The organism is Vibrio hibernica (genome assembly GCF_015223435.1).
Classification (GTDB): Bacteria; Pseudomonadota; Gammaproteobacteria; order Enterobacterales; family Vibrionaceae; genus Vibrio; species Vibrio hibernica.
In genome coordinates, this window is record NZ_VHKO01000003.1 from 96,855 (window position 1) to 113,557 (window position 16,703).

17 protein-coding genes and 1 pseudogene are annotated in these 16,703 nt (G+C 40.0%); 15 read left to right on the top strand and 3 right to left on the bottom strand.

Features of this window, described 5'->3' with window-relative positions:
- Positions 1–65: 65 nt before the first annotated feature.
- The 3 genes and pseudogenes from FH976_RS02590 to FH976_RS02600 form a co-directional block, all read left to right on the top strand.
- Positions 66–1,004 (top strand): annotated as a pseudogene (locus tag FH976_RS02590) (formate dehydrogenase subunit gamma); the annotation flags it as partial.
- 128 nt (positions 1,005–1,132) lie between these two features.
- Complete coding sequence (locus FH976_RS02595) at positions 1,133–1,423, top strand: YkgJ family cysteine cluster protein (protein WP_194089354.1); 291 nt, start codon at positions 1,133–1,135, stop codon at positions 1,421–1,423.
- Between the two features lie 272 nt (positions 1,424–1,695).
- Positions 1,696–2,736: an SDR family oxidoreductase gene (locus tag FH976_RS02600; RefSeq protein ID WP_194089355.1), complete on the top strand. Its 1,041-nt coding sequence runs from the start codon at positions 1,696–1,698 to the stop codon at positions 2,734–2,736.
- A gap of 105 nt (positions 2,737–2,841) precedes the next feature.
- On the opposite strand, the gene FH976_RS02605 is transcribed toward FH976_RS02600, so the two are convergent.
- Positions 2,842–4,341 (bottom strand): carboxypeptidase M32, encoded by a 1,500-nt coding sequence (locus tag FH976_RS02605; protein ID WP_194089356.1) that lies wholly within the window; start codon positions 4,339–4,341, stop codon positions 2,842–2,844.
- Positions 4,342–4,582: 241 nt separating this feature from the next.
- Between FH976_RS02605 and FH976_RS02610 the strand changes: the two genes are divergently transcribed.
- The 10 genes from FH976_RS02610 to FH976_RS02655 all read left to right on the top strand — a co-directional run bounded on the left by FH976_RS02610 (position 4,583) and on the right by FH976_RS02655 (position 13,220).
- On the top strand, positions 4,583–5,224 hold the full coding sequence (locus FH976_RS02610; protein ID WP_194089357.1) for a LysE family translocator: 642 nt from the start codon (positions 4,583–4,585) through the stop codon (positions 5,222–5,224).
- Between the two features lie 166 nt (positions 5,225–5,390).
- Positions 5,391–5,549 (top strand): hypothetical protein, encoded by a 159-nt coding sequence (locus FH976_RS02615; RefSeq protein ID WP_194089358.1) that lies wholly within the window; start codon positions 5,391–5,393, stop codon positions 5,547–5,549.
- Positions 5,550–5,582: 33 nt separating this feature from the next.
- Positions 5,583–6,248 carry a hypothetical protein gene (locus FH976_RS02620; protein WP_194089359.1) on the top strand — a complete coding sequence of 222 codons (666 nt, stop codon included), beginning with the start codon at positions 5,583–5,585 and terminating at the stop codon, positions 6,246–6,248.
- 221 nt (positions 6,249–6,469) lie between these two features.
- Entirely contained in the window at positions 6,470–7,162 is a 693-nt protein-coding gene (locus FH976_RS02625) for a GntR family transcriptional regulator (RefSeq protein WP_194089360.1), read from the top strand.
- 50 nt (positions 7,163–7,212) lie between these two features.
- On the top strand, positions 7,213–8,079 hold the full coding sequence (gene prpB, locus FH976_RS02630) for a methylisocitrate lyase (RefSeq protein ID WP_194089361.1): 867 nt from the start codon (positions 7,213–7,215) through the stop codon (positions 8,077–8,079).
- 228 nt (positions 8,080–8,307) lie between these two features.
- Positions 8,308–9,510 carry a bifunctional 2-methylcitrate synthase/citrate synthase gene (prpC, locus tag FH976_RS02635; RefSeq protein WP_194089362.1) on the top strand — a complete coding sequence of 401 codons (1,203 nt, stop codon included), beginning with the start codon at positions 8,308–8,310 and terminating at the stop codon, positions 9,508–9,510.
- A 54-nt stretch (positions 9,511–9,564) separates the two neighbouring features.
- On the top strand, positions 9,565–11,046 hold the full coding sequence (locus FH976_RS02640) for a bifunctional 2-methylcitrate dehydratase/aconitate hydratase (protein WP_194089363.1): 1,482 nt from the start codon (positions 9,565–9,567) through the stop codon (positions 11,044–11,046).
- A gap of 183 nt (positions 11,047–11,229) precedes the next feature.
- The gene (locus FH976_RS02645) at positions 11,230–12,063 is read left to right on the top strand and encodes an adenosylcobinamide-GDP ribazoletransferase (protein ID WP_194089364.1); all 834 of its coding nucleotides are present in this window, start codon (positions 11,230–11,232) and stop codon (positions 12,061–12,063) included.
- Positions 12,060–12,593, top strand: a complete 534-nt coding sequence (cobU, locus tag FH976_RS02650; RefSeq protein WP_194089365.1) for a bifunctional adenosylcobinamide kinase/adenosylcobinamide-phosphate guanylyltransferase — start codon at positions 12,060–12,062, stop codon at positions 12,591–12,593. Before FH976_RS02645 ends, cobU begins: the two co-directional genes overlap by 4 nt.
- A 3-nt stretch (positions 12,594–12,596) precedes the next feature.
- Positions 12,597–13,220 carry a histidine phosphatase family protein gene (locus FH976_RS02655; RefSeq protein ID WP_194089366.1) on the top strand — a complete coding sequence of 208 codons (624 nt, stop codon included), beginning with the start codon at positions 12,597–12,599 and terminating at the stop codon, positions 13,218–13,220.
- 129 nt (positions 13,221–13,349) lie between these two features.
- Here the strand turns inward: FH976_RS02655 and FH976_RS02660 are convergent, their stop codons facing one another.
- On the bottom strand, positions 13,350–13,832 hold the full coding sequence (locus FH976_RS02660; RefSeq protein ID WP_194089367.1) for a YajQ family cyclic di-GMP-binding protein: 483 nt from the start codon (positions 13,830–13,832) through the stop codon (positions 13,350–13,352).
- 19 nt (positions 13,833–13,851) lie between these two features.
- The gene (locus FH976_RS02665; RefSeq protein WP_194089368.1) at positions 13,852–14,928 is read right to left on the bottom strand and encodes a 3-deoxy-7-phosphoheptulonate synthase; all 1,077 of its coding nucleotides are present in this window, start codon (positions 14,926–14,928) and stop codon (positions 13,852–13,854) included.
- Positions 14,929–15,136: 208 nt separating this feature from the next.
- On the opposite strand from FH976_RS02665, the gene FH976_RS02670 reads away from it, so the two are divergent.
- Positions 15,137–16,045 carry a putative PEP-binding protein gene (locus FH976_RS02670; protein ID WP_194089369.1) on the top strand — a complete coding sequence of 303 codons (909 nt, stop codon included), beginning with the start codon at positions 15,137–15,139 and terminating at the stop codon, positions 16,043–16,045.
- A 180-nt stretch (positions 16,046–16,225) separates the two neighbouring features.
- Entirely contained in the window at positions 16,226–16,702 is a 477-nt protein-coding gene (locus tag FH976_RS02675; protein WP_194089370.1) for a DUF4442 domain-containing protein, read from the top strand.
- Position 16,703 lies beyond the last annotated feature (1 nt).

Sequence of the window (16,703 nt, forward strand, 5' to 3'; positions counted from 1 at the left end):
GCTTTTCGAGCATGGCAAACGATGATAGCAATAAGCAAACAGGCGTTATGCCTTCAACTACAGCTGAAAAAGAAATGACCCGTTTAGCGGGGGATGAGTTTTATAAAAAGGTCCAAGATGGACAAAAAGGATACACCACCTCTCAGTCGATGGAGCATGATGTTTTAATAAGTCACCCGAGTGAAACTTGGTATATTTTGAAAGAAAAATGGATGTCACCGTTAGGGGCAATTGCGGTTTTAGGTAGCTTGGCAATGGTAACGCTTGCGTACTTTGTTATTGGTCCCTTAAATCTAAGTGCACCGCGAACTGGTCGTAAGATAAAACGTTGGACTCGACTTGATCGCGCGTTGCATTGGTCAATGGCAACAACGTTTTTAAGCCTTGCATTTACCGGAATGACCTTGGTTTGGGGGAAACATTTCCTTAAGCCAATTATTTCAACCGATGCTTGGGGCGCGATTATTTACGCGGTCAAACAGTTCCACAATTATATTGGTCCTATTTTCTTCATTCTATTAGCTGCGGTGCTGATTAAGTGGTGGCGGAAAAGTACCTTTAAGAAGGTTGATCTTCAGTGGTGTTTGAAATTAGGTGGAATGGTTGGTCCGCATAAAGGCAGCCATCCTTCCGCTGAGTTTTCAAATGCTGGTGAAAAAATGATCTTCTGGATGCTGATTCTTTGTGGCTTTATTGCGGCGATCAGTGGCTTTGTGTTGGATTTTCCTATCTTCGGCCAAGGTCGTCGTGATATGGATATCTCTAACCTAGCGCATATGATTTCAGCTCTGATCTTGATCTGTGGCTTTATTTTCCACATTTATATCGGTTTATTCGGTATGGAAGGGGCACTTGAAGGCATGGTTCATGGTGAAGTTGATGAAACGTGGGCGAAAGAGCACCATGATTTATGGTATGAAGAAATGAAAGCGCAAGGAAAAATTGATGAAACTGAAGTTGAAAGTCCTCCAGCGCAAAGTAATGTCAATAAGGTTAAATCTTAAAGCGTTCATTTAGTTAATATTTTAATATATAGATTCATGAGCATTAGCAGTCCGTATTCTAAAAATGAATACGGGCTGTTTTTTTAGCGTACTATGGCAACCATTCACATTCTAAATTGAAGTAATAAATGACGATAGAAATTAAAAATGTGCCAGTTGAAGAAGTCGCTTGTTCGAATTGCCAAGCTTGTTGCTGTCGGTTGGAAGTTATGATCATTACTGATACGGGTGTTCCCGAAGAGCATATTGCGTTTGATAAGTGGGGCGGTGAAACTATGCTTCGCCTAGAAGATGGTTGGTGCTCAGCCATGGACCGAGATAATTTCATGTGTACGATTTATGAGAATAGACCGTGGATTTGTCGTGAGTTTGAAATGGGTTCTTATGAATGCCTAAATGAACGAAAATTAATGGATTAGTCACTAATTATGCTATTAATTATCTGATTAGTTCATCAGCTAAAAAATAGAGATGTGCAGTATGTTTAAAAATAGTATTAACATTTGCTTAAAATATTAGTCATTTTTAATTTAGATTCTACGTTTTTTGAGTGTACTGTTTGCGAATACCGAGTGGGCTCGTTTCACGGTAAATATAAAGTGTCACTATAAGTATAAAACTTCGATAACAACGTCGAGATTATTTAGAGCCTGACTTGTTGGTAAATAGACATAAAATTAAAGAGAATAAAATGGCGATATTATTGACGGGTGTTACCGGAGCAGTCGGACATCCACTTTACCAAGCATTAGTAAAAGCACACCAAAAAGTATTCTGTATTGTGCGTAATGCTCATACACGAACGGATATTGATATTCCCAATGAATGTCTATTCGACGGTGATATTACGCTACCAAATTGTGGTTTAACTTCAGAACAAATTACTCATTTAAAAGCGGCTAATATCACGAAAGTTTTGCATCTCGCGGGTTTGGTTAAGTTTGACCATGAACTAAAACAACGAATCTGGGAAGCCAACTACCAAGGTACTGACCATATCCTTTCTTTGGGAAAACAGATTGAAGCCGATGAATTTCATTATGTATCGACTGCTTACGCGACTCAAAATCATCGTAACCCTTATGAAGAGTCTAAGTTTGCAGCTGAAAAATTAGTGATTGAATCTGGATTACCGCATTCTATCTATCGCATTGGTATTGTGATTGGTGAGTCCAAGTCAGGCATAACTAATGGCTTTGACGGTTATTATGGTTTCCTTTCTGGTTTACATGAAATCGCGAACGTATTCCGTAAAAAATACAACGTTGCAGACCAAATTGATTTGCCTGTGCATCTTATATGCTCATCTACGTCTACCTTAAACTTGGTCCCTGCTGACTGGTTAGTCGATACACTGATTGATCTTGTGAATGCGGGTTGTTCTGGCAAAACTTTTCATGTGGTTAATCCTGAACCTCCTCTAGTTTCGGATGTAATGAAACATGGATTAGAAATGTTGGGGATTCGTGGGGTCGGTTTTGTAGACTCAAAACAAGAGCTTTTAGCATTAACGCGTCATCAAGATAACTTTATTAATATTATCCAAAAGGGTATGAGTAAAGTCTTAAAGCGTTACGAGCCTTATGTGACTTATGAAGACAAATTCCCATTGACAGTGACAGTTGATGTATTAGGGAAAGAGATCGTAAAACGGTTCCCAACCACTGACCACGCTTTGCTATCAACCTGCTTTGAATACGCGGCGGAAAGGCAGTTCGGTAAGATTGCATAACAATTAGTATGTTCTGGTGATGCACTTTATATGCATCACCAGCATATTATTTAACTGCTAACTGCTAACTGCTAACTGCTAACTGCTCAGATAGGTATTAATGGCTTAACGTAAGTAACGGCTCTCTAAGTGTTGTTTAAAATACTCGGCATTGAGCACTTCACCAGTCGCTTGAGTGACTAAATCATCGGTAGCGTACAAGCTGCCTTTACTCCAGATATTTGCTTCAAGCCAATTAAAAATCGGTGTTAGATTATTTGATTGGGTTGCACCACTTACATCAACGGTTTTCTTCATGCTTGCCATAAATTGCGCTGCGTACATTGCGCCCAGTGTGTAACTTGGGAAATACCCAAATGCGCCATCTGTCCAATGGATATCCTGCATACATCCATTTTGATAATTATCTTTGGTACTGATACCAAGATAGTTCTGCATTTTTTGATCCCATAATTCAGGAATATCTTGATATTGAATTTTTCGGTTGATTAAATCTCTTTCAATTTCATAACGTAAGATCACATGTGCAGGATAGGTGAGCTCATCAGCATCGACACGAATGAAGCCTTTTTCTACTCTCGTATAAAGTTTTTGGAAATTAGCAGGGCTAAATGCTGCATCATTTTGAGCTTTAAAGGTTTGAGAAGCCATGGTTGATAGATGCTGAATAAATTCAGGACTACGGCCTAATTGCATTTCAAAAAACAATGACTGAGATTCATGGATCCCCATTGATCTCGCTTCACCAACAGGTAACCCTGCAAGTGTCTTCGGTAAACCTTGTTCATAACGAGCATGACCTGTTTCATGTACAACACCCATTAATGCTTGCATCAGATCAGCTTCATCGTATCGGGTAGTGATGCGAACATCGGTTGGCACACCACCACAAAACGGATGCACACTTTCATCTAATCGGCCGTGATTAAAATCGAATTGTAAAAGCTGCATGGTTTTCAAACCGAGCTCTTTTTGTTGCGCGGTTGAAAAAGAACCTTGTGGTTGAATAAAGCTTTGTTGTTTTTGTTGATCGATAACCGTATCAATCAAATTAGGTAGCCATGTTTTTACGTTATTAAACACGACATCTAATGATTGCGTTGTGGTGCCGGGTTCATATAAAGAAAGCATGGCATCGTAAGGCGTACAACTTGTGCCTGCGATATTGAGGGCTTCTGCGCGGATCTGAGCTTCTTGTTGAGAAAGATTAACGACTTCCTGCCAATTTTTGGCATAACTTTGCCAATCATTATTTTTACGCTGAGTACGCCATGCATGTTCACATTTAGATCCGGCAAGCGATTTTGCTTGAACCAAATCTTGCGGTAGGACATTAGCTTGCTGCCAACGTTGCTTCATTTCTCGCAAACTGGCTTGTTCGGTAGCGTTTAATGTTTCTTGTTCAGCATTATTAAACCAATCGGAAAGCTGAGGTTCGGTATTGAGTTGGTGTAATAAGACTGATAATTCTGCCATTGCATTGGAGCGGGCTTCATTACCCCCACTTGGCATAACAGCCGCCTGATCCCAACCAGAAATCGCAGCAAGGTGATTAAAGTTGGCAATCTTGTGTGTGTGGCTGACTAGTTTTTGATAATAGCTCATGACATCCCTATTTCTGTTGGGTAAAACTGATTCATTTATCTTATAGCGTTATCTTAAGTAAGGAAATATGGAGGTGTGAGAAGGGTCAGTTTTTTTATAAAAATGTTAAAATCCGTTAAATGAAAATGTTATCGCAGATTGATTAAAAAAGATTTCATTCTAGTGAGCCGACTGATATAAATAAATTCATCAAACGTATTTTTTAAACACCACTAGATAATCGATAGGACGCTTAAATTACATGGATTTATACATCTTGAATGCCGGTGCTTTTTTAGTCGCTATTATCATATTAACGTTAACTCCGGGACTGGATACTGCTTTAGTAATTCGTAATACTACGCGCAATGGCAGCATGCATGGGTGTATTACTAGTTTAGGTATTTGTTGCGGATTATTTGTGCATGCAACGTTATCGGCAATTGGTATTTCAGCTATTTTACTACAATCGGCGGAACTGTTTCATGTGATGAAATGGATTGGCGCGGCGTACTTGGTTTATTTAGGCGTGACCAGTTTAATTGCTGTCTGGAAAGGTGAAGGTCACCTAGATATTGGCAATGTATCGGTTAAGCAGACCGCGAGTATCAAGCGTTCGTTTCGTGAAGGACTACTTTCGAATGTGTTGAATCCTAAGACGGCAGTTTTCTATCTGGCATTCTTACCGCAATTTATTAACCCAGCGTATTCTCCATTACTACAATCTTTATTAATGGCTTCGATACATTTTGTCATTGCAATGGTATGGCAATGCGGCATGGCGACCATGGTGCATTCGGCTAAAAATTGGGTGCAAAATTCCTCTGCTATGAAATGGATGGAAGGTATCACTGGTGTCGTTTTAGTGTCTCTTGGTCTAAAGTTAGCTTTAGATAGTGATTAAATAACGTTTGCTGAAGATTGTGAATGATGTCATTTTAATGAGCGTTTGAAGTTTAATTGAAAACGATTAATTGAAAAGAGTATGTAAAACTTGCGTTGTTCTAAAGTAATTGTACTTTCAAGATGTTATATAAGTACGTGGTATTAATTGAGTAAGAGGAGAGAGCATGATTAGATTGATTTTTATCGCTGTTTTTGCTGCTCTTGCGTATTTACTGATCCGTTATCGAGCCAACGCGAAAGTTCAACACTGGATTATTTATAGTCTGTTAGCGTGCTTTGGTGTGTATATTTCGGTTATGGTGGTCAGTGAACTATTTAGGTAAATTCAAAATAAAATAGGATGCGAAAGAGTGCCAATGATCAATATAAAACATATCAGTTTGGCTGTTTTGTTGGGAGCAGTAGTCGGTGGCGGTGTGACTTATAATACCGTCGCTCCAACTCATGAAGAGTTACAACAAAAAAATTCGCAACAACAAGATAAAACAGAAGAATTACAAACATCGCTATCCAAAGAAATTCAAGCGTTTGAAGCTTTTAAGTTAGCGAGTAAAAGTGATAAGCAAAAAATACAAGATCTAACGGCTGAAATTGAAAAGTTAAAGCAAACTCAGAAAAGTGTCGAAAATACACTGGCCGTGCAAAAGAAGAAGTCAGTAACGTTAAAAACAGAAAATAAAGAACTCGCTAAAACGACGGAATTACAATCCGGTTTATATCAGCAATCCCATGAATTGTTTTCAAAGCAAGAAGCTTTACAAAAAGATATAGCTAAAATGTCGGCCACTCGCGATAAATTGGTTGTCCAAACTAAAAATTTTACTGAGCAATGCAAACTATTTAAAGAAGGGACGAGTTGGGATCCTAAATCGGACTCTTGTGATAATGAAAAGCTAGCAATAGACCAAACTAAAAAGCTTAATAATAGTTTGAGTAACAAGCAGAAAGAGCTGAATGAAGTACAAGCGTTAATTAAAAAGCTGGGCATTAAACCAGATCCAAAAGAGAGCGCTAAATCTTAGTTATCTTTCTATAATTCCTTTTCATCATAAAAAACACTAGTCTTTTGACTGGTGTTTTTTTATGCATAAAATTCGTGATCAACTTCTATCTGTCGACAATTCATACTTGTTGGTGGTGTTTTTATCGCCTATAAAGGTATGTATCAAGTAAATTGTAGACAGTTAATTCTTGATAGCTAATGGAATCGAACGGTTTAAAAAATCTAAGCAGAGAAGAATTGATGAATGTGGTCGTGAGTAACTTACCAATTAAAAGTGAGTTGATTGAAAAAGAAGGCACGAAATCTATCAGCTTAACTGAATACCTGATTGAACATATTGTCGATGGCACAATGGCACAAGGCAGTAAAATTTCAGAACCAGAACTGGCACGTCGATTACAAGTGAGTCGAGGGCCATTGCGTGAAGCTATTATGCGAGTTGAAGCATTGGGATTGATTGAACGGATTGCTCATATTGGATCAAAGGTAGTGCAGCTCACGCCAGAAAAACTGATTGAATTATATGAAGTTCGTGAAGCATTAGAAGGCATGGCGGCTCGCTTGGCAGCTCGGTATATGACAGATGAAAAGTGGCAAATGCTAAAACAAGTGTTAGACACGCATGCCGAGCATATTGAACAGGTTGATGGCGCGACCTATTTTCATCAAAACGGTGACTTCGACTTTCATTATCAAATCATTATTGCCAGTGGAAATCAGCAACTCATTCATATGTTATGCGGTGAATTGTACCACCTGATTCGCATGTATCGTTTGCAATCGGCCAATTACAATGCACGCCCAAAACGAGCATTAGATGAGCACTATTTCATTCTACAAGCACTAAAAAATCAAGATGAAGAATTGGCCGAAATATTGATGCGCCGACATATTGCCGCCAGCCGTAAAATCATTGAATCTCAACTCAATTAACTGATATTTATGAAAGACTAAACGTAGTCATAGAACGATAAGGATATGTCATGAGCCAAGGAGCAAAATTTAGAGCTACCGTTCAACAAGCTAAACCATTGCCAATTGTTGGGGCGATTAATGCTTATAGCGCGATGATGGCTGAACAAGCAGGACACCAAGCCCTTTATCTTTCCGGTGCGGGAGTCGCCAATGCTTCTTATGGCTTACCCGATTTAGGCGTGACGACGTTAAATGATGTGTTAATTGATGCTGACCGTATTACCAATGCTTGTGATTTACCCTTGTTAGTGGATATCGATACTGGGTTTGGAGGAACGTTTTCCATTGCGAGAACCATTAAATCGATGGAAAAAGCAGGAGTCGCCGCCGTACATATTGAAGATCAAGTCGTGCAAAAGCGTTGTGGCCACCGTCCTAATAAAGCGATTGTGTCGCAACAAGAGATGGTGGATCGAATAAAATCAGCCGTTGATGCGCGAGTGGATCCTCAATTTGTGGTGATGGCACGAACCGATGCACTCGCGGTAGAAGGTATGGAGGCTGCAATTGAACGTGCAGTGGCATGTGTAGAAGCAGGCGCGGACATGATTTTCCCAGAGGCGATACTAACACTTGAACAATACCAACAATTTTCAATCGCAGTGAAAGTACCTATTTTGGCAAATATTACGGAATTTGGGCAAACCCCTTTGTTTAACCAAAAAGAGCTATATCAACATGGTGTGAATATGGTGTTGTATCCACTCAGTGCCTTTCGAGCCATGAATAAAGCCGCCGAAAGTATATATGCTTCGATATTGGCAAACGGCGATCAAAAAGCGGTGCTTGAGCAGATGCAAACGCGTAATGAGCTTTATGATTATCTTAATTATCACCATTACGAAGATAAGCTTGATCAACTATTTAAGTCTTAATGCTAAGAAGTTAAGTAAAATAGGTGATGACTAATTAACAAAAAATAAAGCGAAGCAAACAATCCACACAGGCCACAAATAAAGATAAGCCATAGATAAACCGGCTCTAGATAAAGACAAGGAAGATAACGACAAGCAAGATAACAACAAATAGAAGGCATTGATCCTCATTCGTTATGTTGCTGCTACAGCATTTAATCCAACATCAATAATGTAAAAGGGAATGTTATGTCTATTAATAAACCTGCAAACCTACATGAGTCCTTTGCGGCTGTTGATCCCATTAAAAGTGCAACATTTACCTCAAATAAAACCTTATCTGGCGCAGGATTGCGTGGGCAAAGCGCGGGACAAACGGCGTTATGCACTGTTGGCAAATCGGGCACCGGTTTAACCTATCGCGGATATGATATTACGGATCTGGCTCATCATGCTCAATTTGAAGAAGTAGCACATTTATTGTTACGAGGTCACCTTCCTAATCTTTTAGAACTAGAAAGTTATACCCAACAACTGAAAGCATTACGAGGGTTGCCTGATGAGTTAATCGCCGCTTTAGAGTTAATTCCTGCGGATGCTCATCCAATGGATGTGATGCGTACTGGTTGTTCAATATTAGGTAATCTGGAAACAGAAGATGATTTCTCGCAGCAGCTAAAATCGACTGAGCGTATGTTGGCATTATTTCCAGCCATCATCTGTTACTGGTATCGATTCAGCCATGACGGAATTCGCATCGACACTTTTGATCAAACTGAAGGCAGTATTGGTGGTGATTTCTTAAAAATGCTTACCGATAAACCAAGTACAGATCTACAGCGTCAAGCTATGCACTGCTCTTTAATTTTATATGCTGAGCATGAATTTAATGCCTCGACCTTCACCGCGCGTGTGTGTGCTTCAACGCTGTCAGATATCCATTCTTGTATTACCGGCGCCATTGGTACATTGCGAGGGAAGCTGCATGGTGGGGCAAATGAAGCAGCAATGGATATGATTGGATCGTGGACATCGCCACAACAAGCCGAGACCGAATTGATGGTAAAGCTTGCAAACAAAGACAAGATCATGGGGTTTGGTCATGCGATTTATCGTGACTGCGACCCGCGTAATGCCCTAATCAAGCATTGGTCTAAAGTGCTATCTGAATCGGTTGGTGATAAGCATTTATATGCGATCTCGGAACGAGTAGAAGCGGTGATGAAACGTGAGAAAAATCTGTTTTGTAATGCCGATTTCTTTCATGCATCGGCCTATCACTTTTTGAATATTCCCACCAAATTATTCACGCCCATTTTTGTGATGAGTCGCTTGACTGGTTGGGCTGCGCATGTATTTGAACAACGTGCGAATAATCGCATTATTCGACCAAGTGCAGATTATGTTGGCCCAGAGCGCCAAGATTGGCTGCCGATTGAGCAAAGAAAATAGTCGATTTACAACACTCTCAGTTTTAATTCACATCGAAGTTGAAAGGAATCCTACATGTCGTCGTTAAGCATCATTAATCATACAAAAACTAACCAAGCAGAAGCGAATCATCGTCCACAACCGGATGCGTTGCTCGTCCAAATTGCTGACTACGTGACTGATAATAAGGAAATTTCAAAGGAAACTTTAAATACCGCCCGTAACTGTTTGATGGATACTTTAGGTTGCGGTTTATTGGCATTAAAGTTTCCCGAATGCACCAAACATTTAGGGCCAATTGTTCCAGGTACGACAGTGAGACATGGCGTAAAAGTGCCTGGTACCGCTTATGAGCTTGATCCGGTTGCGGGCGCTTTTAATATTGGCTGTATGATCCGATGGTTGGATTTTAATGATACTTGGCTTGCGGCTGAATGGGGGCATCCTTCTGATAATTTAGGCGGCATTTTATCCACCGCCGATTATTTAAGCCGAGTGGCAATCTCTCAAGATAAAACTGCATTAAGCATGAAAGATGTGCTGGTGGCGATGATTAAAGCCCATGAAATCCAAGGTGTATTGGCGTTGGAAAATAGTTATAACCGAGTGGGGCTTGATCATGTGTTATTAGTGCGTGTTGCTTCAACGGCGGTGGTAACTAAAATGCTCGGTGGCAATCGCGATCAAATTGTGGATGCGGTATCACAAGCTTGGGTGGACGGCTGCGCGTTGCGTACTTATCGTCACGCGCCAAATGCGGGTTCTCGTAAATCATGGGCTGCAGGAGATGCTACTTCGCGTGCAGTGCGCTTAGCGATGATCACCATGAAAGGCGAAATGGGATTACCATCAGTATTATCTGCGCCAACATGGGGTTTTAATGATGTGTTGTTCAAAGGCGAAGCTTTTAAAATAAGCCAAGGTTTTGACAGCTACGTTATGGATAACATTTTATTTAAGCTGTCTTTTCCTGCAGAATTTCATGCTCAGACTGCGGTTGAGTGCGCCGTGTCTTTACATCAAAAAATAAAAAATCGCTTGGATGAAGTTGAACGAATTGAGGTGACGACTCATGAGTCAGCGGTGCGTATTATTTCCAAAACAGGGGATTTAGCCAATCCAGCGGATCGAGATCATTGCCTACAATATATGATCGCAGTGCCATTGATTTACGGTGATTTAATCGCGGAACATTATGAAGATAGTTTTCATCAAGCCGATGTTCGAATTGATGCTTTACGTAATAAAATGGTGATTCAAGAGAATACGCAATACACCAAGGACTATCTTGATCCTGAAAAACGCTCCATAGCTAATGCGCTACAAGTGTTTTTTAAGGATGGAAGTTCCACTGATAAGATTGAAGTGCAATATCCCATTGGTCATCGCCGCCGTCGCGAAGAAGGGATCCCAGTTCTTGAAATTAAGTTTGAACGTAACCTCAAGACTCGATTTGTACCACACCAAGTGAAACGTATTTTAGCTGCATGTAAAGATCAGCAAGTGCTAGAAGCTATGCCTGTGAATGAATTTATGGATATGTGGGTAGGGCACTGATTTTTCTATACTCAGCCTTCAGATTAAGTGATGTCTATTAACGGCATTGTTAACCCTTCTTTGATTGTTCATTGGAGGGTTTTCTTATGAACATTAAATCAAGATTTAGGTACACTAGCGCCTTATTTAATCGACGTGAATGTTTCGTGTCATTTCACAGGCTCAGCTAATTAAGGGTGTTAGATGTTTCAATGGTTAACCTATCAATGGCAATTATTGTTGCTAGCAATTGGATTTTTCTCACGCCTTCCTATTCCTGTCAGCACTCCTTATAGTGATATTCGCATGAATCATAGTGGACGTTATTTTCCACTCGTGGGTTTATTACTTGGAGGCATGTGCGCACTCGTTTATACCCTTGCTCATTTTGTTCTGCCCGTGTCTACGAGCTTATTTTTAATGATGGTGTTTAGTTTAATGCTAACTGGCGCTTTCCATGAGGATGGCTTGGCAGATATGGCTGACGGTATTGGTGGAGGGATGACCGTTGAACGCCGGTTATCAATAATGAAAGATAGCCGAATCGGAACTTACGGTGCATCAGCATTGATGATGGCGTTACTCGGAAAATTTGTGTTGTTGAACGAGGTTGAAAAACTCGACTCATTAGTCATGATCGTGATTATTGCTTATGGTTTCAGCCGCAGTATGGCAGCCAGTTTTATTTATGATATGCCTTATGTGACACAAAGTGATGGCAGTAAAAGTAAGCCATTAGCAAATCAACAAAGCACCGCTGAACTTAGTGTTATTCTGCTCACTGGAATCTTACCTTTATTGTGGTTAAGTCCAAGTGTGGTCGTGATTTTATTGATTAGCTTTATGTTATTACGTTTTAGTTTTAAGCATTGGTTATTAGATCGTTTGGATGGTTTTACTGGAGATTGTCTCGGTGCGGCACAGCAGTTATCGGAATTGATTTTTTACCTCATTATTGTTGGGGCGAGTCCTGTCTTTCAGCATCAAGAACGTACTCTTTATTTACTGCTTGATGTCTTAAAAGGGTGGATGATATGAAACAGTTGATTTTAGGTGGTGCGCGCTCAGGTAAATCCAGTTTTGCTGAACAACAAGCTCAATCTTTAGTTCAAAAAAACGGCTTCACTTTGCATTATATTGCTACCGCCTTATCGTTGGATGATGAAATGACGGAACGGATTGAGCACCATCAAGCAAGGCGAGGATCTGAATGGATTCTACATGAATCACCTTATCAACTTTGTGAAAAACTACCCCAATTTACGCCAACAGATGTCGTGTTGATCGACTGCTTAACCTTGTGGCTGAATAACCAAATCTTTCAGTTAGGTGAGAATGCGAATGGTAAAACGCTCACGCAATGCGTTGATAAATTAGTCAAAGCTATTGAGCAGTCTCAAGCTCATATCATTTTGGTTTCCAATGAAGTAGGGATGGGCATTGTGCCATTGGGTGAAGTCTCTCGTTTATTTGTCGATCATTCCGGGTGGATGAATCAATCCATCGCGAAATCGGTGGATAGTGTGACGTTCGTGGCGGCGGGTTTACCGTTAAAATTAAAAGGGTAAGTAGTGGAAGAAAAATATCATACCCAGACACTGTATTTAATCCGTCATGCAAAAGTGATTGGCGATCCTGCTTTATATGGTCATACGGATGCTAAAGTTAATGGTGAAGATAATCAGAATATTGCATTAAGGTTGAGTGGGTTAGATTTTACGCCTGATTGCATTGTGACATCGTCACTTTATCGCTGTCATAGTTTGGCAACCGAAATTGCTCGGCATTATCCAATTTCAATACAAGTTAATGCTCAATTTAAAGAGATGAATTTTGGTGATTTTGACGGGATCCTTTTTGATGAATTGAGTCAAGAGTGGACACAATTAGAGCGTTTTTGGGCAGATCCAGCCGAGTATCCTTTACCGAATAGTGAGCTTTTGTCGGCTTTTTATGATCGCATAACTCAAGCTTGGCAGCAGCTACTTGATGCTCAAAGCGGCGATGGTTTGCTAATTTGCCATGGTGGTGTGATTCGGATGATTTTGGCAGGAATACTTGGTGTCGATTTTAAACAACCGCAATGGCATTCCAGTTTACAAATAGCCAATGGAAGTACTACACAGATTGATATTTTGAGAGATAGCAGTGGTAAAGTTTTAGGGACAAAAGTCGTTAATATTAATCAACTGTGATTTTCAGAATTTAATGAATAAATGTATGAGTAGCAAATATGCCACCTGATGATAAAGGTATGATTTAAATACAATAAAGCCAACCTTAATAATACTAAGGCTGGCTTTGTGTTTATCACTTAAAGACGGTTAATCTTTAAAATTATTAAACTGGAAAGGTTGTTCCAACTCAGAATTACGAATAGCAGCCATCGCTTCTTGTAAATCATCACGTTTTTTGCCAGTGACTCGCACTTTATCGCCTTGGATAGCGGCTTGAACTTTTAATTTAGCTTCTTTAATTAACTTAACGACTTTCTTCGCGATATCTTGCTCAATGCCTTGCTTAAAGCTCGCTTCTTGTGTCCATGTTTTACCTGTTTGATCGGGTTTCTTTAAATCAACAGAGTTAGCATCAACACCGCGTTTGGCTAATTGGCCGCGTAGCATGGTCATCATTTGACCGAGTTGATAATCATTTTCAGCTGAAAGTTTTACTATGTCGTTTTTAAATTCGAATTTGGCTTCGACATTACGAAAGTCAAAACGAGTATCAAGTTCACGGTTAGCATTTTCAGCCGCATTACGTACTTCAACGCTGTCTACTTCAGAAATAATATCAAATGAAGGCATGAGGTTAGTCCTTTCTATTTTATTTATTGGTTATATTTTTAGTGGCTACTGCCTGAATTGATGCCGCTAACATATCTAGCATGGTCACCGTATCGTTCCAGCTTAAACATGGGTCAGTAATAGACTTACCATAAACCAAGTTATCCAGATCGCTCATTGGTTGATTGCCTTCTTCAATAAAGCTTTCCGCCATTATTCCAGCGATATAGGTCGAGCCACTTTCAATTTGTTGGCAGATGTTTTTTGCTACATCGAGTTGTTTACGGTGTTCTTTTTGGCAGTTGGCATGACTAAAATCTACTACAAGACGAGGTATTAATTCAACCTCAGCTAATTGTTGGCAAGCTTGTGTTACAGAGTCCACATCAAAATTTGGACCAGAATCGCCACCACGTAAAATCGTATGTCCATATGGATTACCGGCAGTGCGGTATACCGTCATGCGGCCATTTTTATCTGGAGAGCAAAAATAATGAGAGGCTTGCGCTGCGCGGATGGCGTCAGTAGCAATTTTAACATTGCCATTGGTGCCATTTTTGAAACCAACTGGGCAAGAAAGAGCAGACGCCATTTCTCGGTGTATTTGAGATTCGGTTGTACGAGCACCAATAGCGCCCCACGAAATTAAATCGGCAATATATTGACCGGTGATCATATCTAAAAACTCAGTGGCGGTTGCCAGGCCAAGCGTGTTGATATCAAGCAGAAGTTTGCGCGCTTTGTGTAAGCCCGCTTCTAAGGCATAGCTGCCATCAAGATTAGGATCTGACACTAAGCCTTTCCAGCCAATAATGGTGCGAGGTTTTTCAAAGTAAGTACGCATTACAATAAAAAGCTGATCTTTATATTGCTCTTGAAGAGCATTTAAACGTTGAGCGTAATCTAATGCTGCATCGGTATCATGGACGGAACATGGACCAACCACTACTAATAAACGATGATCGTTACCCGAAAGAATCGCTTCAATTTGACGGCGAGAAGATTCGATATGTTCGGCAATGCTATCGGAAAGTGGGTGAGCTTGGGTGAGTTCTAGAGGAGTAGGCATCGGGCCAAGTGCTTGCGTTCTTAATTCATCTGTTTTTACGTGTGTCATTCGACTGTCTTATTGATTAAAAGGTACACCCGCTAAAGATAACGGAAATGGGCAAGCTAATAAACGCCAGATTGATTTTTATCCATAAGAATGGCGGAATTTATTGAAATATTTTCGATTAAACAGGGTGTAATGATTTTTTCGCTTGTTTTGTTGATGTTTCGTCAGTATTTTCTTTGTATATCAGATGTATTTAAACGGAGTAGTTATGTCTCACACAAATCATGGAAAGATCCCAGAACACCTGTTATTGGGTGATGTTCTTTCGTCGAAATCAAGCCATTGTATTGAAGAGGCGCAGCATTTATATGTTTCTTTTAGTGATTTGGTTTTAGAAAATATTGCTTATCATCCTCAAATTGGTTTGCATCTGGATGCGTTAACCGAACAAGAAAAAATTGAATTGTCATCAATATTAAATCGCCGAGAGCTGACATCTAGCGACGTGGATGAGCATTTTATTCAAACTTTAATGAGCTTGATTGAGTCAGCGGTAAAACCTTCTCATCAACAAATCAGAGTTTGTTTATCTGATGCGGATAGCCATCAATATGCTGCATTGTTAGGTGGTCATATTGAGGCTCAAGAAGTGAACCCTGCGATTGGGCTTAGGGGTGTTGCTCGCTTTGCTTCTCTTGAGCATACCCATTCGTTTGAGTTGGAATGCCAAGTAGTAAAACAATTACGTGCGAAAGGGTTAGATATTGAAATTGTGGTGCCATTTGTTCGCGCATTAAGTGATGCCGCTACGATCATTGATCGTCTTGCCGTTCAGGGGCTGCCGCGTGGTTTGAATGGATTAAAAGTCTGGTTTTGTTGTGATGCGCCCGCTTCCGTATTATTAGCGGATCGTTTACTGCAATATTTCGATGGCATGGTGGTGAATACCAATAACTTGACTCAATTAACTATCGGTGCGGATCAAGATAATGCCACCTTAGGTTCGCTATTTAATCCTGAAAATGAAGCGGTGGTTTTACTGATTAATCAAGCAGTAAGAACCGCTCAACAAGTGAATAAGCCCTGTATAGTGTATTGTCAAAAATTGGCAGAGTATTCTAGAATTCAAGAGGTTTTACTCGATCAAGACGGTTTACAGGTACTTGCTGGCGGTTAATTTAAATCCGCTTTTTTATATTAAATTTATTTGCCTTTCACCACAAACCGACCATTTATATGGTCGGTTTTTTTATCTCTATAACAAGTTTGAACATTGCTAATTGACTTAAATGTTAATAGTAAGTTAACTGGTCTGATGTGATGATTATTCCACCAGTTTAGTAATATGAGGATGAACATGGATATTTTAACTTCTGCAAATCAACATTTGGTGTATTTCGGTGAACAATTGGTTCCAATGATAGGGTACTGCAAACCGGAGATCATTAAGCTCACTCAAGAGTCGGTTGAGATTAAAATGCCATTAATGAAATCGACTAAAAATCACCTGAATAGTATGTATTTTGGTGCATTAGCGGTTGGTGCAGATACGGCGGGTGGTTTTTTAGCAATTAGTAAATCAGAACAGATGGGACAAAAAATATCGTTAGCGTTTAAAGCCGTGAAAGCGGAATTTTTAGTAAGGCCTGAAGCGGATGTCGTGTTTGTATGTAATGACGGAAAACTGATAGATCAAATGCTAGCTGAAACGATGAATACAGGCTTGAGAGTAAATCAAGTGGTGACGATAACCGCACTTTGCCCAAGTCTAAATGGCGATGATCCAATGGCTATTTTCAAATTAACACTGTCTGTAAAAGCGATGAAAAATTGAG

Bases quoted from the DNA above. Each gene is read 5' to 3' on its own strand.
- FH976_RS02595 (WP_194089354.1), top strand. From the start codon at position 1,133: ATGACGATAGAAATTAAAAATGTGCCAGTTGAAGAAGTCGCTTGTTCG.
- FH976_RS02615 (WP_194089358.1), top strand. From the start codon at position 5,391: ATGATTAGATTGATTTTTATCGCTGTTTTTGCTGCTCTTGCGTATTTA.
- FH976_RS02640 (WP_194089363.1), top strand. From the start codon at position 9,565: ATGTCGTCGTTAAGCATCATTAATCATACAAAAACTAACCAAGCAGAA.
- FH976_RS02625 (WP_194089360.1), top strand. From the start codon at position 6,470: ATGAATGTGGTCGTGAGTAACTTACCAATTAAAAGTGAGTTGATTGAA.
- FH976_RS02660 (WP_194089367.1), bottom strand. From the start codon at position 13,832: ATGCCTTCATTTGATATTATTTCTGAAGTAGACAGCGTTGAAGTACGT.
- FH976_RS02620 (WP_194089359.1), top strand. From the start codon at position 5,583: ATGATCAATATAAAACATATCAGTTTGGCTGTTTTGTTGGGAGCAGTA.
- FH976_RS02665 (WP_194089368.1), bottom strand. From the start codon at position 14,928: ATGACACACGTAAAAACAGATGAATTAAGAACGCAAGCACTTGGCCCG.
- FH976_RS02645 (WP_194089364.1), top strand. From the start codon at position 11,230: ATGTTTCAATGGTTAACCTATCAATGGCAATTATTGTTGCTAGCAATT.
- FH976_RS02670 (WP_194089369.1), top strand. From the start codon at position 15,137: ATGTCTCACACAAATCATGGAAAGATCCCAGAACACCTGTTATTGGGT.
- cobU (WP_194089365.1), top strand. From the start codon at position 12,060: ATGAAACAGTTGATTTTAGGTGGTGCGCGCTCAGGTAAATCCAGTTTT.
- FH976_RS02610 (WP_194089357.1), top strand. From the start codon at position 4,583: ATGGATTTATACATCTTGAATGCCGGTGCTTTTTTAGTCGCTATTATC.
- FH976_RS02600 (WP_194089355.1), top strand. From the start codon at position 1,696: ATGGCGATATTATTGACGGGTGTTACCGGAGCAGTCGGACATCCACTT.
- FH976_RS02605 (WP_194089356.1), bottom strand. From the start codon at position 4,341: ATGAGCTATTATCAAAAACTAGTCAGCCACACACACAAGATTGCCAAC.
- FH976_RS02675 (WP_194089370.1), top strand. From the start codon at position 16,226: ATGGATATTTTAACTTCTGCAAATCAACATTTGGTGTATTTCGGTGAA.
- prpC (WP_194089362.1), top strand. From the start codon at position 8,308: ATGTCTATTAATAAACCTGCAAACCTACATGAGTCCTTTGCGGCTGTT.
- prpB (WP_194089361.1), top strand. From the start codon at position 7,213: ATGAGCCAAGGAGCAAAATTTAGAGCTACCGTTCAACAAGCTAAACCA.